A 21,194-nucleotide genomic window follows, 5' to 3' on the forward strand; every position below is an offset into this window, starting at 1 on the left:
CACGCTTTCAAGAAAGGTATTTCGCGTGACCACTTCTTCCTCGCCCACCATCGTCGTCGCCGGCATGGGGCCGGTCGGCATGACGGCAGCCCTGAGCCTGTCGCGCCAGGGCCACCAGGTGACTGTCCTCGAGGCCGGCGATGACCTCGCAACAGAGTCTCGTGCCTCGACGTTCCACCCGCCGAGCCTGGAGATCCTGGATGACCTTGGCGTCGTCGATGAGCTGCTTGAGGTCGGCCTGCGTGCGCCGGGCTTCCAGTACCGGGGCCACAGCCGTGAGCTCATCGCACACCTGGACATGTCCGCGCTCGCGGGCGACACACGTTTCCCGTTCCGAGTGCAGTGCGAGCAGAGCAAGCTCACCCGCATCATCCGTCGGCACCTCGAGCAGATGCCTAATGTGACGCTCCGCTTCGGCGCGCGCATCGACCGCGTAGAACACGGCACCGACGCCGCGCTGATCTACCTCGAGGGTGACCAGTTCGACCCCTCCTACCGCGCCGACTGGCTGATCGCGGCAGACGGCGCCAACTCTGCCGCCCGCCGTTCGCTGGGGATCGCGTTCGAGGGGGTCACCTACCCCGAACGCTTCCTCGTCGCTTCGACGACCCACGACTTCGTCGACGACTTCGATGACCTCGCATACGTGAGCTACGTCTACGATCCCGATGACTGGGGAGTGCTGTTGCGCACGCCCGAGCACTGGCGCGTGCTCTTCCCCATCCAGGATGACGAGACAGACGAACAGGCTCGCGATCCCCAGCGCATCGAAGAGCGTCTGCAGGGTGTGATCGCCCTCGATGAGCCGTACCCTGTGCTGCACAGCACGATCTATCGCGTGCATCAGCGTCTTGCCCGCGTCTTCGCGCAGGGCCGCGTGCTGCTGGCGGGCGACGCCGCGCACATCAACAACCCCCTCGGCGGGATGGGTATGAACAGCGGCATTCACGATGCACACGCTGCTGTGCAGGCCGTGAACTACGCGCTGGCCGGAGGTGACCCCGAGCGCGCGGTGCAGACCTACGCGAAGGTCCGACGCGACGCGGCCGCCGTCGATGTGCAGAAGAACACGCAGCGAAACTACGACGAGATGCGCGAGCAAGACGACACCGCGCGTCAGGGACGCCGCGCCGAGATGGCCGAGATCGCCGCCGACCCGGTGCGGCTGCGCACCTACCTGCGCGGCACCTCAATGCTGAACTCCTTCGAGGTTTCCCGCCGCCGCATGCGCCGCGGACTTACGCCGTTGCTGTCAGGCTGCCAGACGCCGGCCGGTGCACAGCTGTCTGACCTGCTCCGCGACACGACGCTCGATGCCGACCGCGTGCGGCTCGTGACGGGCGGTGACGCACCCACCTCGCTCGATGGCCTGGTCGCCCTGGCTGATTCCGCGACGGTCCCGGTGATCGTCGAAGCCGCCGACCGGGCGGGGACCGCTGCCGCGGTCGAAGCCTTCGAGCGTTCGGGGATCGCGGCGGTCTACATCGCGGAAACGGCATCCGAGGAAGCCGCTACCGTCGCCGCAGCCGTGGCAGATGCCGTGGCCGCCCGACGCGACGTGCTCGTTTTCGCGGCGATCGCCGCTGCCGACGAGCAGGAGATCATCCGTCGAGGGCGGGCGTACATCGCCGCCGGCGCCGATGTACTCGTGATGCCGGTATCCGAGACCGGCGCGCTCGAGCGCGTGCACCGCGCGCTCCCCGAGGTGCCGCTGGCCGTCGCTCGTCGCACGGACCTGGCCTCGCTCGACGAGCTGTACCTCGTCGGAGTCGGTCTCGTGCTCGCCGGAGTCGAACCGGCTCTCGTCTGAGCACGTCCGCCTAGAGATATATAGAGAATCAGGAGTCAACGCATGACCAGTTTGACGGCGCCTCGGGCCCAGTTCGGCCTCATCCTCCCCTCGACGAACACGACCGTCGAGGCGGAATTCGCCTGGATGTGCACGGAAGGGGTCTCGTGGCACACGGGGCGCATCTACATTCCCGAACCCGAACTCAACGACGACGCTTCGTTCGTGACCTTCCTCGAGGGGCTGCGCACCGAGATCGGCCGCGCCGTTCGCGATGTAATCACCGCCAAGGTGGACTACCTCGTCATGGGTATGAGCGCCGAGACGTTCTGGGGTGGCAAGAACGGAGCGGCGGAGTTCGCCGCACACATGGCCGAGCTATCCGACGGGCTCGGGGTCACGACCGGTGCTGTGGCGGTCGACGAGGCGCTCAAGATCTATGGGGCCAAGAAGATCGGTGTGATCACGCCCTACCAGCCGATCGGCGACCAGCAGGTGCGTGAGTTCTTCGAGCAGACCGGATACGAGGTCTCGGGCGTGCACGGCCTCAAGTGTGATTCGGCGACCTCGATCGCCGACGTGACGCCCGAACAGCTGCGCGCCGCGTTCGCCGAGGTGGACGGTGACGACGTCGACGTCCTCGTTCAGGCGGGCACCAACATGGCCTGCGCGAAGTTCGCTGCCGAACTCGAGGCGGAGTTGGGCAAGCCGGTCATCGCGATCAACACTGCGACGGTATGGCACGCTTACCGGACGAACGGCATCGACGACAAGATCGAAGGGTTCGGCTCGCTGCTCGCCGAGCACTGAGTCCGAAGAGAGGATGCACATGTTCACCCACATCGGGATGCTCACGCTGGCGGATGATGCGACACCGGAGCACCGTCAGGCTATCTCCGACGGACTCACCGGTCTTGCCGGTCTGATCGACGGACTGGTCGCCGTCCGGGTCGGCATCGACCTCGGGCTGACCGAGGGAAATGCGGACGTGCTGTTCCAGCTCGAGTTCGACTCTGAAGATGCCTGGCGCTCGTACGGCGCCCACCCCGCCCACAAGGCGGTCATCGCGGAGTCCATTGCCCCCGTGCTGAAGAGCAAGTCGTTCGTCCAGGTGGCAGGCTTCGCCGAGGCGCGGGCGTGACCAGCGATCTCTCGCGCGAGGACTACGCCGGTGCCGGGCTTCAGGGTGTCCTGCAGCCCGGTAGCCGGCCCGCCCTCGTGGTGATCGACCCCGCCCGGGCGTACATCGACCCCGACTGCCCGCTGTACGCGGGTGTCGAGCAGCCTTGCGAAGTCATGCGGACACTGCTCCGCGAGGCCAGAACCGTCGGGATCCCGACGTTCGTGACGCGCGTCGAGCATGATCATTCGCGTCGCGACGGCGGCGTGTTCGCTCGCAAGGTCCCCGCGACGAGATGGTTCGCGCTGGACAGCCCGTTCTCGGCATACATCGAGGGTCTCGAACCCCAGGACGGCGACATCGAGATCGTCAAGCAGTATCCGAGCGCCTTCGCGGGGACTCACCTCGCGGCTACGCTCGCGTCGATAGGGGTGGACACCCTCGTCATCACCGGTCTGTCCACGAGCGGGTGCGTGCGGGCGACCGCGACCGACGCCATGCAGTCGGGCTTCATCCCAATCGTCGTGCGGGATGCTGTGGGGGACAGGCTGGAAGGACCACACGAAGCGAACCTGTTCGACATCCAGGCCAAGATCGGCGAGGTCGTCTCGGTGGCCGAGGCGCGCACCATCATGGGAATCGGCACGTGACGCGCACTGTGCTGATCACCGGCGGCGCCGGGGAGATTGGGCGTGCCCTGGCGCGGGGCTACGCCGATGAGAACACGACGGTACATCTGGTCGACGTGGCGGATGCGGTGGTCGAGGCTGCCGCCGATGTCGACGGTGTCGCGTGGCGCATCGACCTGTCACAGGCCGACGAGGTCGCCCGGCTCGGCGAGATCGAGCGTCTCGATGTTCTCGTGAACGGCGTCGGCTATTGGCCGCCCACCCACGTGGACGAGCTGACTCCTGGCGAGTTTGCCCGATACGTCGAAATCAATCTGACCTCGGCGTACAGCGTGACTTGGACCCTGCGAAACGCGCTGCGTGCCGCCTCGGGTGCCGTCGTGAGTCTGTCTTCGGCGATCGCGATGAAAGGCCACGCCGACATGGTCCACTACGCGGCCGCGAAGGCCGGGGTACTGGGGATGACGAAGTCGTTGGCGCTGGCGCTGGGTCCGGATGGCGTGCGGGTTAACGCTGTGGCGCCTGGTCTGGTCTCGACGGCACGCAATCGCGCCGTCTGGACGCCGGAGCAGCAGGCCGCGTTCCGTGCGACGCGTGCCCTGCCCGTCGACGTCGAGATCGATGACGTCGTCCAAGCCGTACGCTTTCTCGCCTCGCGGGCAGCTCGTGTCGTGACCGGCCAGACGCTCGTCGTTGATGGTGGCACGGTCATGCACTGACGCGCCGAGACAGCGACACGCTCGCTACGGGGCGTGCGACAGTCGGTATTCCAAGGTCTCGGCGATGGCGGTGGCACCGTCGACGATGAGCTTTCGGATCAGCATGCGCTTCTCGCCGTCGGTGCGAAAAAGCGGCGCGGCGCACCCGATGGCGCCGTACATGACCCCTCGCGCGGTGATGGGGGCGGCGACGCCCCAGATGCCCTCATCGATCTCTTCGAAGCTCTCCGCCCAACCGTCCACGGCCACGCGATCCAGCGCTTCGGGGCGTAGGAGCGGACGGTCACGATCCTCCTCGGAGAGGTGGTCGAGGTAGCTCGCACGCTCGTGTGCGGGCATGGAAGCGAGGAGCACGCGAGACAGCGATCCGGTGTGCAGCGTCATCGCCTGCCCAGGTTCGAACTGAAGGCGCACCGGCCGACGCGATTCGACGCGGTCGACCGTGTATACCCGCCATCCCGATCGACGTGCGATCAGGACTGTTTCATCGATCGCGTCGCGGATGCGGCTGATGATCGGCACGGCGACCTCGCCGATCGGCGCACGGCCCGCCGTCGCGGCAGCCGCGAGCGATGCGGCCAGGTCGGTCACGCGATATTTGTTGTCTGGCGCCGCGTCCACGAGCCCCACTTCGCGCAGCAGTCCGATGTAGCGATAAACCATCGAAGCGCCCATGCCGAGCGTTTCGGCCAGCTGGGCGACCGTCCACAGCGGACGGCTCTCCGAGAAGCTCAACAGGACGCTGAGGAGTCGACGCCCGCTCTCTGCTCCAGGCACGCGTCCGCTGGGGGGTGTAGCGTCCTGAGCACGGGCCATGCGCGCGAGATTAGCATATGCTGGGATTCTGATTCCCAGATTGTGTGAGGTTGCACGTGCTTTACTCCGCCGTACCGCCCTCCGAGAAGCGACGGCAGCTTCGGCGGCGGCTCACCGCAGGGGAGCTCACCGTGCTGCCGGGCGCCTTCAGCGCTGTGTCTGCCCAGCTCATCGCGCGCCGCGGAGCGGCCGGGGTCTACGTCTCCGGCCACATGATCGCGGCGGATCTTGGCCTCCCCGATCTCGGCTTGACGACGATCACCGAGGTAGCTGAGCGCGGCCGCCAGATCGCGCGCATGGTGGATGTGCCCGTTCTGATCGACGCCGACACGGGCTTCGGTGAACCGCTCAATGCCGCGCGCAGCATCCAGAGTCTCGAAGAGGCCGGCGTCGCCGGGTGCCACATCGAAGACCAGGTCAACCCCAAGCAGTGCGGACACTCGGAGGGCATCGCCGTCGTCGACTCCAACGTCGCGGTGCGTCGCGTGCGCGCGGCCGTGGATGCCCGGCGCGATCCTGACTTCGTCGTCATCGCGCGTACCGATGCCCGCGCCGTACAGGGGCTCGATGCCGTGATCGACCGCGCGCGCGCGTTCGTCGACGCCGGAGCGGACGTTATTTTCCCCGAGGCGCTGCGCACCCCCGACGAGTACGCCGCGTTCCGGCGCGCGATCGATGTGCCCCTCATGATCAATCTCAACGAGTTTGGCCGCGGCACGCCGCTCGCTCAAGCCGAGGTGCGTGATCTCGGCTACGAACTCGCGATCTACCCTGTGACGCTCCTGCGCCTCGCGATGAACGCTGCGCTGCGCGGTATCGACGCGATCCTCGCCGACGGGTCGCAGCACGAGCTTCTGCCCGACATGCAGACCAAGGACGAGCTGTACGACCTCCTCGGCTACGACCGCTACCGCGCGTTCGACGACGCGGTGTTCGTCGCGCGCTGAGCGCGCGGCGGCATTCCGCCACTACCGTAGAACACGCATCACACCGACGGAGGAGTCATGGCGCGGACGAATGCCGAGGCGATCCCGGGCGCGGGCAGCGCGCGGAAGGTCTTGGACGTGCTGTTCTGCTTCACTGCTTCGCGGCCGGTGTGGTCTGCGCCCGAACTCGCCTCCCGGATCGACGTCTCAGCCGCCACGATGTACCGCTATCTCGCGCTGCTGCGCGACGTGGGGGTCCTCGACGACGACGGCAACGGCTCGTACCGCATGTCGATGCGCGTGCAGGCGTTTACCGCCGCGGCCGAAGCGGCGCGTTCGACGATGGAGAACATCGCGATGCCGATCATGAATCGCATCCGCGACGAGGTCGACGAGACCGTCCTGCTTGCACGCCGCGCAGGCACCCACGCCTTCTCGATCGAGCGCGTGGAATCGCGACACCAGGTGAGGATGCAGTTCGACATCGGCCAGGCCATGCCCCTCCATCTCGGGTCGATGCCGCGTGTGCTCTTGGCTGCGATGCCGGCAGCCGAGCGCGCCGATTATCTGAACAGCGTCTTCGGCGACGCGCCTCGCCCCGGCGAGCTGACCGAGGAAGCGCTGCGCGAGGTCGTCGCCAACGGCTACACCCAGAGCTTCGGCGAGATCGACGATGGGATTTGGGGCGTTGCCGCCGCGATCTCCATTGGCGGAGCGACCGGTGCCGCGCTCGGTGTCGCGGCACCGATGTACCGGCTCGACGCGCGCCAGCGCGAGCGGATCATCGCCGCGGTGCGTGATGGCGCCCGTGAGATCTCCGAGCTCGTCGCCTTCGGGTCACACGTACGCTGATGACGAACGGTCCGCCGCGCGAGTGCGCGACGGACCGTTGCTTCGACTGTTCGGGTCAATCGAAGACGACGACGGAACGAGTGATTCCGTCTCCGGCTTCGAGGGCGACTAGCGCGTCGTCGGCCTCCTCGAGAGAGATGCGAGCGGTGATCAGCTCGTCCAGCAGGAGGCGTCCGTCGCGGTACATCTGCAGGTAGCGCGGGATGTCAACGCGGAAGCGGTTGGAGCCCATGTTCGAGCCCTGCAGAGTACGGCCGAAGGTCAGGTCGACGCCGGACACCGAGATCTGCTCGCCTTCGGGAAGCAGGCCCACGATTGTCGCCGTGCCGCCGACCGTGAGCATGCGGAAGGCAGCCTCTGCGGTCACCCGCCGCCCGACTGCTTCGAAGGCGTGCTCGACGCCCCCAGAGGTCAGCTCGAGGACCTGGTCGACCTCGGTGCCGTCCGCAACCACGACGTCGGTCGCCCCGAACGTTCGCGCGGCTTCGGCCTTGGTCGGGGAGCGGTCAACCGCGATGATGCGGCCGGCGCCAGCGATTCGGGCACCCTGGACGACATTGAGTCCGACGCCGCCGCAGCCGACGACGACGACGGTCTCGCCGGGGCGGACCTTCGCGGTGTTGACGGCCGCCCCGACGCCCGTCGTGACGGCGCAACCCACGATCGCGGCGACATCGAGGGGAATGTCGGGATCGACTTTGACGAGCGCTCGCTCGTGGACGAGCATCATCTCGCTGAAGCCCGAGAGGTTCACGAACTGCGAGACCGGCTGACCGTTGCGCGACAGGCGGGGCGCCCCGCTATCGCGGCTCAGCCCACCCTGTGCGCAGAGATACATTCGCCCGCTGAGGCAGTACGAGCATTCACCGCAGAAGGCCGTGAGACAGCCGACGACGGCGTCGCCGGGTCGCAGGTAGGTCACCTGCGACCCGACGGCTTCGACGATGCCGGCGCACTCGTGTCCGAGCACGAGGGGGAGCGGGAAGGTGGTCCACGTGCCCTGCCGGAAGTGCAGGTCGCTGTGGCAGACCCCGCAGGCCTTCGTGCGGACGAGGACTTCGTGGTCCCGCGGCTGGTCGAGGACGAGGTCGTCGACCAGTTCCTGGGGCTGACCGACCTCGGTCAGAACGAGTGCGCGCATGCGTGACTCCTTCGAATCAGTTGATGCCGGGGAACGTCACGCGGGCGTCGTAGGCGACCCAGTCATCGACGTTGTCGGTGGTCCATTCGGCGAGGTCTGTCACGGTGAAGACCTCGGTCTGGGTCGGACGCGGCGACGAGCCGTCGACGATCGCGATGATGCGATCCGCCAGCTGCAGGCCGATCTCGGTGGGCTCGAGGTCCCACGTCGCGTGGATGGCGCCCTGGCGGATGCCGTCGATGCCCTGGCTCTCGGCGTTGAGGCCCGTCACGATGACATCGCGACCGGATGCCTGTACGGCGAGACCGGCACCGAGTGCGGGGCCGTCGCCCATGGTCCACATCGCGGTGAGGTTCGGGAAGCGCGTCAGCAGGTCTTCGGCGATCGGGCGCGCCGTCGCCGCGTCATCGGGGATCGCACGCTCGCGCGCGACGATCTCGAGATCCGGGCATTCCGCCTCGATCGTGTTGAGGAATGCGTCCCAGCGCTCGGCGAGGACGGGGATGTCGACGGCTTCGATGAGGGCGATCTCGCCGGTGCCGCCGGTCTGTTCGCACATGTAGTGACCGGACAGCTCGCCGAGCTCGGTCGAAGGCAGATCGACCTGCACGAGGACGTCATCGTTCCCGGTGCCGCCGATCGAGTAGAGGTCGATGCCTGCGTCGGTTGCACGCTGCAGAGAGCCCTGGATCGCGTTGGGGTCACCAGCGAGGTTGAGCACGATCGCATCGACGCCCTGGTCGATGAACTGGTCGACCTGCGACACCTGGGCGTTGATGTCCAGCGCGGCGTCGAGGAATTTGACCTCGATGCCCGCTTCGATGAGGCCGGCAGCGAGCGCCTCGTATTGTGCACGCGCGCCTTCGATCGCGTAGTTGGCGCCCGAGATGCCGACGACGTAGGTTCCGTCGCTGTCGGCGCCTGGTGCTGTGGTGCCTTCGCCGGCGGGCGTCGACGAGACGCTGCAGCCGGCAAGAGCAATACCTGCGGCGAGCGTCATCGCCGCCGTGACCGTCCAGCGACGGTGAGTGAGTCGTGCCATGGATTCTCCTTGTTCGTGGTGGTAGTGCTGAGTCACGTGCGATTGCGGATGCGGTCCAGCGCGATGGCGAGGACGAGGATGATGCCCGTCGCGATGCCCTGCCAGTACGACGGCACACCGGCGAGAGTGATGCCGTTTGCGATGACGCCGAGGAAGAGCACGCCGATCGCGGTGCCGCCGATGTTGCCCGCGCCGCCTGAGAAGCTCGCGCCGCCGAGCAGCACGGCTGCCGCTGCTGAGAGCTCGAGGCCGAGAGCGCCGCTCACGGGTTGTGACGACGTGAGTCGTCCGGCCAGCATGATCGCCGCGATGCCCGCGGTCAGCGCGGCGATCGCATACACCGTCAGACGGATGCGGCGAACGTTCACGCCCGCGAGCCGGGCTGCCGCGGCGTTTCCACCCACGGCGTACACCGAACGCCCGAAGCGCGTCCAGCGCATCACGATGAACGCGACGATGCCGACCGCGATGGCGATGAGCACGGGGATGGACAGCCCGTTGATCGTGCCGTCGCCGATGATCTGCACGATCGGGTAGGGCATCGTCGAGACGGGGATGCCGTTGCTCAGCACGAGCGCCGCGCCGCGGAACAGCTCCATCATGGCGAGCGTGACGACGAAGAAGTTGAAACCCCCGTAGGCGATCAGCACACCGTTGAACACCGTCCCGAGCAGCGTGCATCCGATGACCGTGAGGAGGATCGCCAGGATCGGGTCGATGCCTGAGACGAGCATCATGGCGAGCATCACGCCGCCGAGGGCCGTCATCGATCCGAGCGACAGGTCGAGCCCGCCGCTGATGATGACGAAGGTCATGCCCACCGCGATGACGAACAGCACGGAGTTCGTGCGCAGGATGTTCAGGATGTTGCCGTAGGTCAGGAAGTTCTCCTGCGTCACGGCGAGGACGAGAACGAGCACGATGAGTGCGGCGCCCACACCGAGGTAGCGCAGGGCGAGGGACTGCAGCGAACGGCGCGGCGCGGCGTTCATGATCGGCAGCGTGTCGGTCATCGGTGGGTCCCTTCTGCGGTGGCGACTTCGTGCGCCCCGGCTGCCTGATAGGCGATGAGTTCTTCCGTCGCCTCGTCCGCAGAGAACTCCGCGACGATGCGCCCGTGGAACATGACGTAGATCCGGTCGCAGACACCGAGGAGCTCGGGCAGCTCGGACGAGACGACCAACAGGCCCATGCCCTGCGAGACCAGCTCAGCGATCTCGGCGTAGATGTCCTCCTTGGCGCCCACGTCGACGCCCCGCGTGGGCTCGTCGAGCAGAAGCACGCGCGGTTTCGTCGCGAGCTCGCGGGCGATGACGACCTTCTGCTGGTTTCCGCCGGACAGCTGGGAGACGATCTGCTCGGGGCTGCTCGCCTTGATGCGCAGGCCCCGGGAACCCTGTTCGTAGGCTTCGCGGTCGAAGCGCTTGGTGATGAACGAGAGCGGTCCGCGCTCGTTCATGAGCGCGAGGGCGGCGTTGCGCAGGATCGACCAGCCCATCACCAGGCCCTCGGCCTTTCGGTCCTCGGGCACGTAGCCGATGCCGAGTCGGTGGGCGTCGCGAGGACTGCGGATCTGCACCGGCGTGCCATCGAGCTTGATGACGCCGCGCTTGGCCTTTCGGGTTCCCATGATCGTGCGCAGGATGGCGCTGCGGCCGCTGCCGACCAGACCCGCGATGCCGACGACCTCGCCCGAGCGCACCGTGAGGTCGATGTCGCGCAGGTGTCCGCGCGTGAGTCCCTGGATCTCCAGGACCGGTGAGCCCGGATCGACCTCGGCCTTGTGCCAGTAGTCGGCCAGATCGCGACCGACCATCATGGCGACGAGCGCGCGCTCGTTCGTGTCGGCGATGAGGGTCGCTCCGACATAGCGGCCGTCGCGCAGGACGGTCGCCCGGTCGGCGATCTCCATCACCTCTTTCATGCGGTGCGAGATGAAGGCGATCGCGACGCCTTCATCTCGAAGACGCTCGAGCACCGCCACCAGGCGGATGACGTCGGCCTCATCCAGCGAGCTGGTCGCCTCGTCCAGAAGAAGCACGCGGGGGGTGACGACGAGGGCCTTGGCGACTTCGACGAGCTGGCGACGCCCCGTCGAGAGCGAGCTCACGGGCGCCTTCGAGTCGATGCCGAAGCCGAGGCCGTCGAGCAGGGCCTGAGCCTGACGATGCACTGCCCGCCAGCTCACCCCGCCCCTGCCGGGCAGGCGCCCGAGCATGATGTTCTCACCGACGGTGAGTGCCGGTGCGAGCTGGGGCTCCTGCTGGACGAGCGCGATGCCCAGGTCCTTGGCCTTTTTCGGGGTCAGGGTCGCCCGTGCCTCGCCGAAGACGACGAGTTCACCGGCCGTGGGCTCCTGCGAGCCGGCGATGAGGGAGAGGAACGTCGACTTGCCCGAGCCGTTCTCGCCCATGACGGCATGGATCTCTCCCGGATAGAGCTCGAGTGCCGCGTCCTTCAGTGCGACGACGCCCGGGTAGATCTTCGTGACGCCTGTGGCGCGGATGACGGACTCGGTCATGAGCGCTGGATGCCGCCGTCGATGCTGATGATCTGACCGGTCATGAAGTCGGACCCCGCACTCGCAAGGAACACCGTCAGCGGCCCGATCTCGTCGGACCGGCCGACGCGACCGAGGGGCGTCGTGGACTCGATCGCGGTCATGACTTCGGGCAGCGAGAGCAGGTGTGAGTTGATGTCGGTCGCGAAGGCGCCGGGCGCGATCGAGTTGACGGTAAGAGTCGGTGCCCACTCCCACGCGAGGGTTTTCGTCATGGCGATGACGGCACCCTTGCTCGCCGAGTAGGCGACCCATCCCTCGCTGCCGCGGATGCCGATATCGGAAGCGACCGTGACGAGCTTGCCGTGGCCCTGGTTGAGCATGCGCGACCCGAACGCCCGCAGCGTCGAGAAGGTGCCGTTGACGTTCGTCTTCAGGATTCGGTCGAACTCGTCGATCGAGGTCTCTCGTGCGGGCTTGGTGAGTGAGATGCCGGCGTTGGCGAAGACGACGTCGACGCCGCCGGTCGCCTCCCAGATCGCTGCAGCGGTGCTCTCCACCGCCGGGGCGTCGGTGACGTCCAACGCGTAGGGGAGCGCGGTGCCCACGCCGTCGGCGCCGATCAGCTGCACCGTCTCATCCAGAGCGGCGAGGTCGCGGCCGGTGACGACGACGGCCGCACCGGCGAGGGCGGTTGCCCGGGCCATCGCTCGACCGAGTCCGCGGCTCGCGCCGGTGACGACGACCGTCTTGCCCTCGAGCGTGCGGGTGGCAGGGTGCACGGATGCTTCGGACATCGTTGTTCGCTCCTCTTGATCCGCGGCCCCCGATCCGACTACATTCGCATCATGTGCGACTGGGCTCGCAGTACTTGAGAATAGGGATGCTCAGGTGTCGGGGTCAAGAACCCGAACATGTCGATATACAAACGAAAGCGAGCGGCCGCCATGACGATCGATCGGCAGCGATTCTTCATCAACGGCGAGTGGGTCGCCCCGGCGGACCCCTCGCGCAGCATCCCGATCTACAGCTCGGTCACGGAAGAGGTGCTCGAGACCGTCCCCGCGGGGACCGCCGATGACGTGGACCGAGCCGTGCGCGCCGCACATGCCGCGTTCCCCGCCTGGTCGGCGCTTCCGGTCTGCGAGCGCGCCGCCTATCTGCGCAAGCTCGCCGCGGGCCTGCGCGCCCGCGTCGACGACATTGCGCCCCTCATCAGCCTCGAGGTGGGCATGCCCATCGCGGGAGCGCGGGGGTACCAGACGCTGCGTGCGGCCGATTTCTTCGAGATCTTCGCCGACCTCGGCGAATCGATGGCCTTCGAGGAGCGCCTCGGTGACTCCCTCATCATCAAGGAGCCCGTCGGAGTCGTCGCCGCGATCAGCCCGTCGAACTTCCCGCTGCTGCTGACCCTGGTCAAGCTCGGCCCTGCGCTCGTAACCGGCTGCACCGTGGTGGTGAAGCCGCCTGAGACGGCGCCCGGCGCCCTGTTCCACCTCGCCGAGGTCGCCGAAGAGATCGGGATGCCGCCGGGGGTCATCAACCTCATCACGGGCTACGGACCCGAGTCGGGCGAGCCTCTGGCGACGCACCCGCTCGTGGACATGATCAGCTTCACGGGCTCTACCGGCGTCGGCCGTCGTCTTCTCGAACTCGGCTCGCAGACGATCAAGCGCGCCCACCTCGAGCTGGGAGGAAAATCGGCCGCCATCGTGCTGGATGACGCCGACCTGTCGGTCGCACTGCAGCGCGCCACCGACCAGGCCTTCACGAACGCGGGTCAGGTCTGCTTCGCGTGGTCCCGCCTCCTGGTACCCCGTTCACGTCTCGCCGAGAGCGAGGAGATCCTGCGCGAGATCGTCGGCGCACATCGTGTGGGCGACCCGCTCGACCCCGAGACGACACTCGGTCCGATCGTCACGAGCGCTGCACGCGATCGTGTTCGTAGCTACATTGATGGCGCAATTGCCGACGGAGCGCGCGTGGTGACGGGCGGCCGCGCTCTGCCGCGCGGGATCGATCGTGGATACTTCGTCCAGCCGACGATCCTCTCTGGTGTCGACAACGGCATGCGGATCGCCCAGGAGGAGGTATTCGGTCCTGTCGTCGCCCTTATCGCGCACGACGGTGATGACGATGCCGTGCGCATCGCGAACGACTCGATCTTTGGTCTGCACGGGGCAGTCTTCTCACCGGACGAAGACCGCTCGCTTTCCGTCGCCCGGCGGATGCGCACGGGACAGGTGGATCTCAACGGGTTCAAGCTCGGTGGTGAGGCACCCTTCGGCGGTTTCAAGCAGTCCGGGCTCGGCCGCGAGCTCGGAGCCCACGGCATCCAGGAGTATCTCGAGATCAAGTCGATCCAGCTGTAGCCTCACGTCGGGCCGCGTTTGATCGATGCGGCCCGACGGATATCGATGCGGCCCGACGGATGCAGCCCGCTACGCGCGCACGTCGCGGCGGGGCAGCACCCACCCGGCGCGGGGGAAATGGCAGGTGTACCCGTTCGGGTACGTGATCAGGTAGTCCTGGTGCTCGGGCTCGGCCTCCCAGAAAGGGCCGGACGGCTCGATCGTCGTGACGACGGCACCCGGCCAGAGGCCCGAGGCGTCGACGTCGGCGATCGTGTCGCGCGCGACCTGCTCCTGCTCGGGCGTCACGGGGAAGATCGCGGACCGGTAGCTCGTGCCGATGTCGTTGCCCTGGCGATTGAGCGTCGACGGGTCGTGGATCTGGAAGAAGAACGCCAGGATGTCGCGATACGACGTCTGCGCCGGGTCGAAGACGACCTCGATGGCCTCGGCGTGCCCGGGGTGGTTGCGGTAGGTCGGGTGGGCGTTCTCGCCGCCCGTGTATCCGACGCGCGTCGCGAGCACGCCGGGCTGCCGGCGGATGAGGTCTTCCATGCCCCAGAAGCATCCGCCCGCGAGGACGGCGGTCTCGGTGCCGGGGGTCTGCGTGATCGTGCCGGTGTCGTCGGTCATGGCTTCTCCTGAGCGGTGCGCGGGCGTCCTCCAGCAGTATCTCAGCCCACGGGGGGAGGAGGGCCGGACCCGACATGAGGCAGGCTGGAACGATGGTCACTTTCACCGACAAACGACCGATCCGCCGCGCGGCGGCCGGCTTCGCAGCTGCCGTGCTCGCCCTCGCGCTCGCCGCGTGCGCCGTGACGCCCGACGCGCCGACCGAGACGTTCGAGATCCCGGACACCGCCGTGGGGAGTCAGGCGCAGTGGGTGCTCGACGAGATCAACGCCGACGCGGTGAGCGACGCGGCCGAGATCGAGGAGCGCTTCGACCCCGTCATGCTCGAGGAGGTCTCCGTCGAGGATCTGCGGTCCATCCTCGGCCAGATGCAGGACGCCAAGCCGTGGCGCGTCGAGACGTACGACGGCGGCGACGAGCAGGCGCGCGTGCGCATCGCCTCGTCGGCGGCCGAGTACGACATGACCGTCTCGGTCGGCTCGGACGGGCGCATGAACGGGCTCTTCTTCGGGATGCCGCAGCCCGACCGCGTCCCCGCGGCGAGCTGGGACGAACTGCGCGCCGAGATCGAGGCCCTGCCGTACGACGCCTCGCTGCAGGTGCGGACCGTCGGCTCCGACGCGCCCGACGAGCTCATCGGCGATGCGTCGGCCGCTCCGATCGGATCGATCTTCAAACTCTACGTGCTCGGCGCGGTCGTCGACGCCGTCGAGCGCGGCGATCTCGCGTGGGAGACCCCGCTCACGATCGACGGCGAGGTGCGGAGCCTGCCCAGCGGCGAGCTGCAGGATCTGCCCGACGGCTCGACTGTGACGGCGCTCGAAGCGGCCGAGAAGATGATCGCGATCAGCGACAACACGGCGACCGACGCCCTCATCCGTGCGGTCGGCCGCGAGGCCGCCGAGGCGGCGCTCGCCGAGATGGGGCACCACGACCCCGCGATCAACACGCCCTTCGTGACGACGCGCGAGCTTTTCTGGCTCGGATGGGCAGACCCGTCGCTGCGCGAGCGGTGGGCGGATGCCGCGACCCCGGCCGAGCGCGAAGCGATCCTCGCCGACGTGCCCGCGGGCGTGCCCGACATCGCGAGCGGCGACTGGGCGGTGACGGCCTGGCAGTCGGGCGTCGACTGGTTCGCGACGCCCGACGACATCGCGCGGGCGCACATCGCCCTGCAGGAGCGGGCATCGACGGATGCCGGGGCGCCGGTGCGCGGCATCCTCTCGGCCAATCCCGGGCTCGACCTCGGCGAGGAGTGGTCGTACGTCGGCTACAAGGGCGGCAGCTCGATCGGCGTGCTCGCCGGGTCGTGGTACCTCGAGCGCGACGGCGCCGAACCCGTCGTGCTGACGGCGTTCGCGCGCTCGGACGACCCGGCCGCCGTCGCCGACCCGACGGCGTTCTTCGCGATCGCCGAGGACGCCGCCGCGCTGCTCGCCGCCGGCTGATCGCGGCCCGGTGGCGGGCGGCCCGGTGGCCCGAGGCCCGGCGGCCCTGGCCGTTCGCGCGCACGAAACCTGCGGTCGCGGATGCCGCTGACGTGCGCGTGCGCGGTTTCGACGCGCGCGAACTCCCACGCCATCCCGACGTCGCCCCGAGGCACGAGCGATACCCTCGATCCGTGACCTCGAACCAGTCGGGCGGCGCCGTCGACGCGGCACCGAGCTATCCCGCGAAGCCGCTCATCCTGTCGTTCCTGATCGACGCCGTACTCGTCACGATCTTCGCGGCGATCGGGCGCGCGAGCCACGACGACCATCCGCTCATCGGTCTGTGGGACACCGCGTGGACGTTTCTCCTCGCCCTCGTGATCGCCTGGGGCGTGAGCCTGGCGTGGCGAGCACCGATGGCGCCGGTGCGCACGGGGCTGCCGGTGTGGGCCATCACGGTCGCGGGCGCCATGCTGCTTCGGATCCTGAGCGGTCAGGGCACGCAGTTCGCATTCGTCATCGTCGCGGCATCCGTGCTTCTGGTCATGCTCGTCGGCTGGCGGCTCATCGCCGGACTCGTGACCCGCGCGCGCTGAGGGTCGGCGCCCCGCGCTGACCGGGCGACAATGGACGGATGCCCGAACCTTCGAGTCCGATCGCCGATCACGAGTACGTCTTGCTCACGACCTACCGCAAGACCGGCGTGCCGGTGGGCACCCCCGTGTGGATCGTCCGCGACGGCGATGAGCTGCTCGTCACGACCGGAGGCGGTTCCGGCAAGGTCAAGCGCCTCCGGCACACTCCGCGTGTCACCCTGACCCCGTGCGATGCGCGCGGCAATCCCGCCGACGACGCGGACTCCGTCGAAGCGACCGCCGTCGTGCGGGATGACGCGGCGACACTGGGTCGTCTCGATCGCGCGCTCGCGGCCAAGTACGGCGTGAAATACAAGATGCTCCGTGCGGCGCAGAAGCTCCGTCGCGCGCAGAGCGCGTCGGTCGCGCTCGTCATCTCGTAGCGAGCTTCCTCCCCAGGCGGGGCGATCGCCGACGTTCTCCACCGACCGGGATCTGCACGTCGCGGGGCGCTGGGGCGCCGTCAGGGTGGACGCATGACACCGACCAGACGAGACCTCGACCGCAACCGGATCCTCACGAGCGACGAAGCCCTCACCGATCAACTCGGCCTGCTGCTCGAGCGGGCGATCAATCCACGGCAGCTGTGGCTGCTGTTCCTCGACGCGGGCGATCGATTGACCGACTCGATCATGCCGTGCGACGACTACCCGCAGGACCCCGACGAGATCGTCCGAGTACCCGATCTCGGGCATGTCACGAACGCGAGCGTCCTCGCGGCGCACCTGGGGGATCTCTGCACGTGGACGGATGCCGCGAGCGTCGTGCTCGTCTGGGAGCGGCCCGGTCCGCCCGAGTTCGGCTCCGACGAGCTCAGATGGGCACGTGCCATGTCAGACGCGTGTCGCCACGCCGAGGTGCCGCTGCGCGGGCAGTTCCGTCTGCACGACGACGGTGTGCGGATTCTGACCCCCGACGACTACCTCGGTGAAGCGGCGATCGCGGTGTGAGCGCTGACTCAGTACCAGCCGACCGACTGCGAATGGCCCCACGCGTTGCACGGCGAGCCGTAGCGCCCCGCGATGTACCCGAGGCCCCACGCGACCTGCGTGCTGGCGTTGGTCTGCCAGTCGGCACCGGCGCTGGCCATCTTGCTGCCGGGGAGCGCCTGGGGGATGCCGGTGGCACCGCTCGAGGCGTTGTAGGCCTGGTAGTTCCAGCCCGACTCCTTGTTCCACAGCGAGACGAGGCATCCGAACTGGTCGTCGCCCCAGCCGTAGTTGCCGAGCATCGCCCGCGCGGATGCCTGCGCGCCGGCCGGGCTGTTGTCGCCGACGGCACCGCCGGTCGCGAAGACGGGGGCGGATGCCGCGGGCCGGGCGGGAGCGGCAGCAGCAGCGGCCGCCGCCGCGGCTGCGGCTTCGGCTTCGAGGCGGGCCTGCTCGGCGGCCTCCTGCTCGGCCTTCAGCGCGATGGCGGCGTCGAGGCTGCCGCGCAGCGCTGCGACCTCGGCCTCGATGGGGTCGATGAGCGTGGTCACTTCGTCGGTCACGGTCGGCAGGAACACGACCGCGCTCGCCTCGGTGCCGGCGTCGAGGCGCTCGACGGCCTCGACGAGCTCGGTCGTGTCGACGACGGTGACGGGGGCATCGATCTCGAGACCGGATGCGGCGATATCGGCGGTCACCGTCTCAGCCGCGGCGATCGTCGCCTCAGCGGCGGCGAGGGCGTCGTTCGCCTCGGTCAGCACGTCGCCGTGGGTGTCGTCGGTCGTCGTCGCGTCGTGGAGCGGAGTGACCGCTGACGCGAGCACGAAGCTCCCGAAGGGTCCCGCGGCTTCGGCCTGTGCCACGGGACTCGCGGCGGTCATGCTCGCGGTGGCGACCAGGCCCAGGGCGAGTGTCGCGGCGATGACGGTGGGGCGGCGGCGCGCTCGCTGTTCGGCGAGGCGGCGCAGGCGGCGGGCAGGAGAGAAAGACGTGTTCGAGCGCATGAATTCTGGTTCCGTATCGGGGTATTCGCGCCATCGGGCAGACGCGTGGTGCCCGTCTCCGCAGGCACAAGTCAGCGAGTCTGCTCCCCGTTTCTGGACGATTCGGGTGCGTTACCTGAGCGTTACATGGATGCCGGGAGCTTCGCGCAGCGTCGGCAAGCGGCTGTCCGCCGCGGCGTCACCGGACGGCGATAGCCTGGATCGATGCCCACCGACCTCGATCCGCAGAGCGCGCGGATGCAGCTCGCAGCGCTGGCCGACGCGGTCGCGACGGGGCGTGGCGGGTCAGGATTCACCGCCTTCGCGGACGAGCCTGTACTGCGGGACGCCCGATCGGCGGCGGTGCTCATCCTCTTCGGCGTGCTCGACGATCTTCCGAGCGATCACGATGCGCAGGCGTCGGCGGTCAGCCGCGATCTCGACGTGCTGCTGCTCGCGCGCGCCGAGACGCTGCGCGCTCACCCCGGTCAGATCGCGTTCCCCGGTGGGCGCCTCGATCCGCACGACGACGGGCCGGTCGGCGCGGCCCTGCGCGAAGCACAGGAGGAGACCGGGCTCGATCCCGACGGCGTCGACGTGCTCGGCACGCTGGAGGCGGTGCCGCTCACCTTCTCGCGTCATCTCGTCACGCCTGTCCTGGGCTGGTGGCGGCATCCCAGCGCGGTCCGCGTGGTCGATGAGCGGGAATCCGCCGACGTCTTCCGCGCTCCCGTCGCGGATCTCCTCGACCCCGCGAATCGCGGGTCGATCGTGGTCACGCGGGGTGAGCAGCGGTTCCGCAGCCCCGGGTTCCTCGTGCCGCGCGCCGATCGGCCCGGCGCTCATCTGGTCTGGGGCTTCACGGGAGCGCTGCTGGACGGATTGTTCGACAGGCTCGGGTGGACAGAGCCCTGGGATGCCGCCCGCGAACTGCCTCTTCCGCCTCTCGGCGACGACAACGGGCGCTGACCCGTCGCGTCACGCCAGCGTCTCCGCCTTGGCTTCGAGGACAGAGCGCTGGGCGGCGTTCCGTGCGAGGGATGCCGCGGTTCGCAGCTCGGAACGCGCCTCGTCGACGCGCCCGAGCCGGGCGAGCAGTTCTCCGCGCACACTCGGCAGGAGGTGCGAGCCGTTCAGCGCGCCGCGGGCCTCCAGCTCGTCCAGTATCGGCAGGGCCTGCGCGGGACCGGTCGCCATCGACACCGCGACTGCGCGGTTGAGCTCGACGACCGGGCTCGGCGCGACACGGCCAAGGGCCTCGTACAGCACGACGATCCGCGACCAGTCGGTCGTGTCGACGCTCGGCGCGACGGCATGACACTCGGCGATCGCCGCCTGCAGCGCGTACGGGCCGCGACCGGATCGGCGCGCTGCGGCCGCGGCATCCGCTCTCTCCAGGAGCCCACGCGCGCGGGCGATCTGGCCGTGGTCCCAGCGTGCACGATCCTGGTCGGCCAGGAGCACCGGGGCGCCCGACGAGGTCTCGCGCGCGGCGAAGCGCGAGCGCTGGAACTCCATGAGGGCGACGAGGGCGAGGGGCTCGGCCTCGCGGGGGAGCAATCCGCTCACGACACGTCCGAGACGCAGGGCTTCGTCGGCGAGATCGGGGCGCAGCCATCGGTCTCCCGTCGTCGCGGCGTAGCCCTCGGTGAAGACGAGGTAGACGACGCCGAGCACGGTGCCCAGGCGCGCTTTCCATTCCGCGGGGTCCGGAGTCTCGAACGGGATGCGGGCGGCGCTGAGGGTCTTCTTCGCGCGGGTGATGCGGGCTTGCACGGTCGGCACGGTCGTCAGCAGCATCCGTGCGATCTCGTCGGTCGACAGGCCCGCGACGACGCGGAGCGTGAGCGCGACCTGCGACTGCCGCGAGAGCACAGGGTGGCATGCGGTGAAGACGAGGCGCACGATGTCGTCGTCGATCGGCTCCCATTCGGCATCCGCCGCCTCGTCGAGGGTGACCGCGATCCGGGCGTAGCGCTCGTCGCGGCGCTCTCGCCTGCGCCAGGAGTCGATGGCTCGGCGCTTCGCCACGGCCGTGAGCCATGCGCCGGGGTTCGACGGCACGCCGTCTGCGGGCCACGACCCGAGCGCTTCGACGACGGCTTCCTGCGCGACGTCCTCGGCGAGGCCGAGGTCGCCGGTCATCTTGGCGAGGGAGGCGACGATCCGCACGCCTTCGATGCGCCAGACGGCCTCGACCGTGCGGCGGACGTCATTCGGTGCCGAGCTCGGCACGCCACTCCTTCTCTTTGCGGATGAACTCGTTGTCGGAGTAGTCGGCGAAGTCGCTCTCGTCGGTCACGCGCCGCACCTCGAGCTTCGCTCCGGGACCGAGCGGACAGCGCTTGGCCCACTCGAGCGCCTCTTCGGCGGTCGCGGTCTGCACGATCCAGAACCCGTTGAACAGCTCGTGCACCTCGCCGTAGGGCCCATCGCTCACGACGGGGGCTTCGCCGTCGAAATCCACGACGTAGCCCGGCTCGGGTGCGAGCCCGTCGCCGGCGACGAGGACCCCGGCGGAGATCATCGACTCGTTGTACGCGCCCATCGCGTTGATGACCGCTTCGAAATCCATCTCGGCGTACGCGTCGGCGGCCTGCGACGTCGCGCGCATGATCAGCATGTGCTTCATGGGGTGCTCCCTGTTCGGCGGGGATCGGTCATCCCCTCTCACTATGACGTCGAACGGGCGGCCGCGG

The 21,194-nt window shown here is 68.6% G+C and carries 23 protein-coding genes; 13 read left to right on the forward strand and 10 right to left on the reverse strand.

Going from position 1 to position 21,194, the window contains the following annotated elements; all coding sequences use genetic code 11:
- Positions 1-25: 25 nt before the first annotated feature.
- The 5 genes from ACFC3F_RS01080 to ACFC3F_RS01100 are packed head-to-tail and all read left to right on the forward strand — an operon-like array spanning position 26 to position 4,257.
- Complete coding sequence (locus ACFC3F_RS01080; RefSeq protein ID WP_376125468.1) at positions 26-1,810, forward strand: FAD-dependent monooxygenase; 1,785 nt, start codon at positions 26-28, stop codon at positions 1,808-1,810.
- A gap of 42 nt (positions 1,811-1,852) precedes the next feature.
- Positions 1,853-2,599 (forward strand): arylmalonate decarboxylase, encoded by a 747-nt coding sequence (locus tag ACFC3F_RS01085; protein ID WP_376125471.1) that lies wholly within the window; start codon positions 1,853-1,855, stop codon positions 2,597-2,599.
- A 19-nt stretch (positions 2,600-2,618) separates the two neighbouring features.
- Positions 2,619-2,930 (forward strand): Dabb family protein, encoded by a 312-nt coding sequence (locus tag ACFC3F_RS01090; protein ID WP_376125472.1) that lies wholly within the window; start codon positions 2,619-2,621, stop codon positions 2,928-2,930.
- Positions 2,927-3,559, forward strand: a complete 633-nt coding sequence (locus ACFC3F_RS01095; protein WP_376125474.1) for an isochorismatase family protein — start codon at positions 2,927-2,929, stop codon at positions 3,557-3,559. Before ACFC3F_RS01090 ends, ACFC3F_RS01095 begins: the two co-directional genes overlap by 4 nt.
- Complete coding sequence (locus ACFC3F_RS01100; protein WP_376125477.1) at positions 3,556-4,257, forward strand: SDR family NAD(P)-dependent oxidoreductase; 702 nt, start codon at positions 3,556-3,558, stop codon at positions 4,255-4,257. Before ACFC3F_RS01095 ends, ACFC3F_RS01100 begins: the two co-directional genes overlap by 4 nt.
- Before the next feature lie 24 nt (positions 4,258-4,281).
- Here ACFC3F_RS01100 and ACFC3F_RS01105 read toward each other — a convergent pair whose 3' ends face one another.
- Complete coding sequence (locus ACFC3F_RS01105) at positions 4,282-5,073, reverse strand: IclR family transcriptional regulator (protein WP_376125480.1); 792 nt, start codon at positions 5,071-5,073, stop codon at positions 4,282-4,284.
- Positions 5,074-5,129: 56 nt separating this feature from the next.
- Here ACFC3F_RS01105 and prpB point away from each other — a divergent pair, with 56 nt between their 5' ends.
- Together prpB and ACFC3F_RS01115 are read left to right on the forward strand one after the other, a co-directional pair.
- Positions 5,130-6,020 (forward strand): methylisocitrate lyase, encoded by an 891-nt coding sequence (gene prpB / locus ACFC3F_RS01110; RefSeq protein ID WP_376125483.1) that lies wholly within the window; start codon positions 5,130-5,132, stop codon positions 6,018-6,020.
- Positions 6,021-6,077: 57 nt separating this feature from the next.
- Positions 6,078-6,851, forward strand: a complete 774-nt coding sequence (locus ACFC3F_RS01115) for an IclR family transcriptional regulator (RefSeq protein WP_376125485.1) — start codon at positions 6,078-6,080, stop codon at positions 6,849-6,851.
- 55 nt (positions 6,852-6,906) lie between these two features.
- Here the strand turns inward: ACFC3F_RS01115 and ACFC3F_RS01120 are convergent, their stop codons facing one another.
- Genes ACFC3F_RS01120 through ACFC3F_RS01140 form a run of 5 tightly spaced genes read right to left on the reverse strand, consistent with a single transcriptional unit; the run spans position 6,907 to position 12,331 of the window.
- Positions 6,907-7,992: a Zn-dependent alcohol dehydrogenase gene (locus ACFC3F_RS01120; protein ID WP_376125487.1), complete on the reverse strand. Its 1,086-nt coding sequence runs from the start codon at positions 7,990-7,992 to the stop codon at positions 6,907-6,909.
- 16 nt (positions 7,993-8,008) lie between these two features.
- Positions 8,009-9,034, reverse strand: coding sequence for a sugar ABC transporter substrate-binding protein (locus ACFC3F_RS01125; protein ID WP_376125490.1), 1,026 nt, complete (start codon positions 9,032-9,034; stop codon positions 8,009-8,011).
- A gap of 32 nt (positions 9,035-9,066) precedes the next feature.
- Complete coding sequence (locus ACFC3F_RS01130) at positions 9,067-10,047, reverse strand: ABC transporter permease (protein WP_376125493.1); 981 nt, start codon at positions 10,045-10,047, stop codon at positions 9,067-9,069.
- Positions 10,044-11,555 (reverse strand): sugar ABC transporter ATP-binding protein, encoded by a 1,512-nt coding sequence (locus ACFC3F_RS01135; RefSeq protein ID WP_376125496.1) that lies wholly within the window; start codon positions 11,553-11,555, stop codon positions 10,044-10,046. The genes ACFC3F_RS01130 and ACFC3F_RS01135 overlap by 4 nt, the downstream gene beginning before the upstream one ends.
- Positions 11,552-12,331 carry an SDR family NAD(P)-dependent oxidoreductase gene (locus ACFC3F_RS01140; RefSeq protein ID WP_376125499.1) on the reverse strand — a complete coding sequence of 260 codons (780 nt, stop codon included), beginning with the start codon at positions 12,329-12,331 and terminating at the stop codon, positions 11,552-11,554. Before ACFC3F_RS01140 ends, ACFC3F_RS01135 begins: the two co-directional genes overlap by 4 nt.
- Positions 12,332-12,448: 117 nt before the next feature.
- Between ACFC3F_RS01140 and ACFC3F_RS01145 the strand changes: the two genes are divergently transcribed.
- Complete coding sequence (locus ACFC3F_RS01145) at positions 12,449-13,906, forward strand: aldehyde dehydrogenase family protein (RefSeq protein WP_376125502.1); 1,458 nt, start codon at positions 12,449-12,451, stop codon at positions 13,904-13,906.
- A 69-nt stretch (positions 13,907-13,975) separates the two neighbouring features.
- Here the strand turns inward: ACFC3F_RS01145 and msrA are convergent, their stop codons facing one another.
- Complete coding sequence (gene msrA / locus ACFC3F_RS01150; RefSeq protein WP_376125503.1) at positions 13,976-14,518, reverse strand: peptide-methionine (S)-S-oxide reductase MsrA; 543 nt, start codon at positions 14,516-14,518, stop codon at positions 13,976-13,978.
- Positions 14,519-14,610: 92 nt separating this feature from the next.
- Here msrA and ACFC3F_RS01155 point away from each other — a divergent pair, with 92 nt between their 5' ends.
- From ACFC3F_RS01155 to ACFC3F_RS01170, 4 genes are all read left to right on the forward strand, one after another.
- Positions 14,611-15,966 (forward strand): serine hydrolase, encoded by a 1,356-nt coding sequence (locus tag ACFC3F_RS01155; RefSeq protein WP_376125506.1) that lies wholly within the window; start codon positions 14,611-14,613, stop codon positions 15,964-15,966.
- A 173-nt stretch (positions 15,967-16,139) separates the two neighbouring features.
- The gene (locus ACFC3F_RS01160; protein ID WP_376125509.1) at positions 16,140-16,544 is read left to right on the forward strand and encodes a DUF3054 domain-containing protein; all 405 of its coding nucleotides are present in this window, start codon (positions 16,140-16,142) and stop codon (positions 16,542-16,544) included.
- 38 nt (positions 16,545-16,582) lie between these two features.
- Positions 16,583-16,966: a PPOX class F420-dependent oxidoreductase gene (locus tag ACFC3F_RS01165; RefSeq protein ID WP_376125512.1), complete on the forward strand. Its 384-nt coding sequence runs from the start codon at positions 16,583-16,585 to the stop codon at positions 16,964-16,966.
- Positions 16,967-17,059: 93 nt separating this feature from the next.
- Positions 17,060-17,533 (forward strand): hypothetical protein, encoded by a 474-nt coding sequence (locus tag ACFC3F_RS01170; protein WP_376125514.1) that lies wholly within the window; start codon positions 17,060-17,062, stop codon positions 17,531-17,533.
- An 8-nt stretch (positions 17,534-17,541) separates the two neighbouring features.
- Here ACFC3F_RS01170 and ACFC3F_RS01175 read toward each other — a convergent pair whose 3' ends face one another.
- Positions 17,542-18,516, reverse strand: coding sequence for a lytic transglycosylase domain-containing protein (locus tag ACFC3F_RS01175; protein ID WP_376125517.1), 975 nt, complete (start codon positions 18,514-18,516; stop codon positions 17,542-17,544).
- Positions 18,517-18,720: 204 nt separating this feature from the next.
- On the opposite strand from ACFC3F_RS01175, the gene ACFC3F_RS01180 reads away from it, so the two are divergent.
- A complete protein-coding gene (locus tag ACFC3F_RS01180) occupies positions 18,721-19,464 on the forward strand; it encodes an NUDIX hydrolase (RefSeq protein WP_376125520.1) in 744 nt (247 codons plus the stop codon).
- Between the two features lie 9 nt (positions 19,465-19,473).
- Here ACFC3F_RS01180 and ACFC3F_RS01185 read toward each other — a convergent pair whose 3' ends face one another.
- Both ACFC3F_RS01185 and ACFC3F_RS01190 read right to left on the reverse strand, forming a co-directional pair.
- Entirely contained in the window at positions 19,474-20,730 is a 1,257-nt protein-coding gene (locus tag ACFC3F_RS01185; RefSeq protein ID WP_376125522.1) for an RNA polymerase sigma factor, read from the reverse strand.
- Complete coding sequence (locus tag ACFC3F_RS01190; RefSeq protein WP_376125523.1) at positions 20,708-21,127, reverse strand: YciI family protein; 420 nt, start codon at positions 21,125-21,127, stop codon at positions 20,708-20,710. Before ACFC3F_RS01190 ends, ACFC3F_RS01185 begins: the two co-directional genes overlap by 23 nt.
- Positions 21,128-21,194 lie beyond the last annotated feature (67 nt).

The organism is Microbacterium sp. NPDC055910, from assembly GCF_042271185.1.
Lineage (GTDB): Bacteria > Actinomycetota > Actinomycetes > Actinomycetales > Microbacteriaceae > Microbacterium.

Bases quoted from the DNA above. Each gene is read 5' to 3' on its own strand.
- ACFC3F_RS01135 (WP_376125496.1), bottom strand. From the start codon at position 11,555: ATGACCGAGTCCGTCATCCGCGCCACAGGCGTCACGAAGATCTACCCG.
- ACFC3F_RS01140 (WP_376125499.1), bottom strand. From the start codon at position 12,331: ATGTCCGAAGCATCCGTGCACCCTGCCACCCGCACGCTCGAGGGCAAG.
- ACFC3F_RS01115 (WP_376125485.1), top strand. From the start codon at position 6,078: ATGGCGCGGACGAATGCCGAGGCGATCCCGGGCGCGGGCAGCGCGCGG.
- ACFC3F_RS01125 (WP_376125490.1), bottom strand. From the start codon at position 9,034: ATGGCACGACTCACTCACCGTCGCTGGACGGTCACGGCGGCGATGACG.
- ACFC3F_RS01085 (WP_376125471.1), top strand. From the start codon at position 1,853: ATGACCAGTTTGACGGCGCCTCGGGCCCAGTTCGGCCTCATCCTCCCC.
- ACFC3F_RS01090 (WP_376125472.1), top strand. From the start codon at position 2,619: ATGTTCACCCACATCGGGATGCTCACGCTGGCGGATGATGCGACACCG.
- ACFC3F_RS01155 (WP_376125506.1), top strand. From the start codon at position 14,611: ATGGTCACTTTCACCGACAAACGACCGATCCGCCGCGCGGCGGCCGGC.
- ACFC3F_RS01145 (WP_376125502.1), top strand. From the start codon at position 12,449: ATGTCGATATACAAACGAAAGCGAGCGGCCGCCATGACGATCGATCGG.
- ACFC3F_RS01170 (WP_376125514.1), top strand. From the start codon at position 17,060: ATGACACCGACCAGACGAGACCTCGACCGCAACCGGATCCTCACGAGC.
- ACFC3F_RS01120 (WP_376125487.1), bottom strand. From the start codon at position 7,992: ATGCGCGCACTCGTTCTGACCGAGGTCGGTCAGCCCCAGGAACTGGTC.
- ACFC3F_RS01130 (WP_376125493.1), bottom strand. From the start codon at position 10,047: ATGACCGACACGCTGCCGATCATGAACGCCGCGCCGCGCCGTTCGCTG.
- msrA (WP_376125503.1), bottom strand. From the start codon at position 14,518: ATGACCGACGACACCGGCACGATCACGCAGACCCCCGGCACCGAGACC.
- ACFC3F_RS01165 (WP_376125512.1), top strand. From the start codon at position 16,583: ATGCCCGAACCTTCGAGTCCGATCGCCGATCACGAGTACGTCTTGCTC.
- ACFC3F_RS01190 (WP_376125523.1), bottom strand. From the start codon at position 21,127: ATGAAGCACATGCTGATCATGCGCGCGACGTCGCAGGCCGCCGACGCG.
- ACFC3F_RS01105 (WP_376125480.1), bottom strand. From the start codon at position 5,073: ATGGCCCGTGCTCAGGACGCTACACCCCCCAGCGGACGCGTGCCTGGA.
- ACFC3F_RS01180 (WP_376125520.1), top strand. From the start codon at position 18,721: ATGCCCACCGACCTCGATCCGCAGAGCGCGCGGATGCAGCTCGCAGCG.
- ACFC3F_RS01175 (WP_376125517.1), bottom strand. From the start codon at position 18,516: ATGCGCTCGAACACGTCTTTCTCTCCTGCCCGCCGCCTGCGCCGCCTC.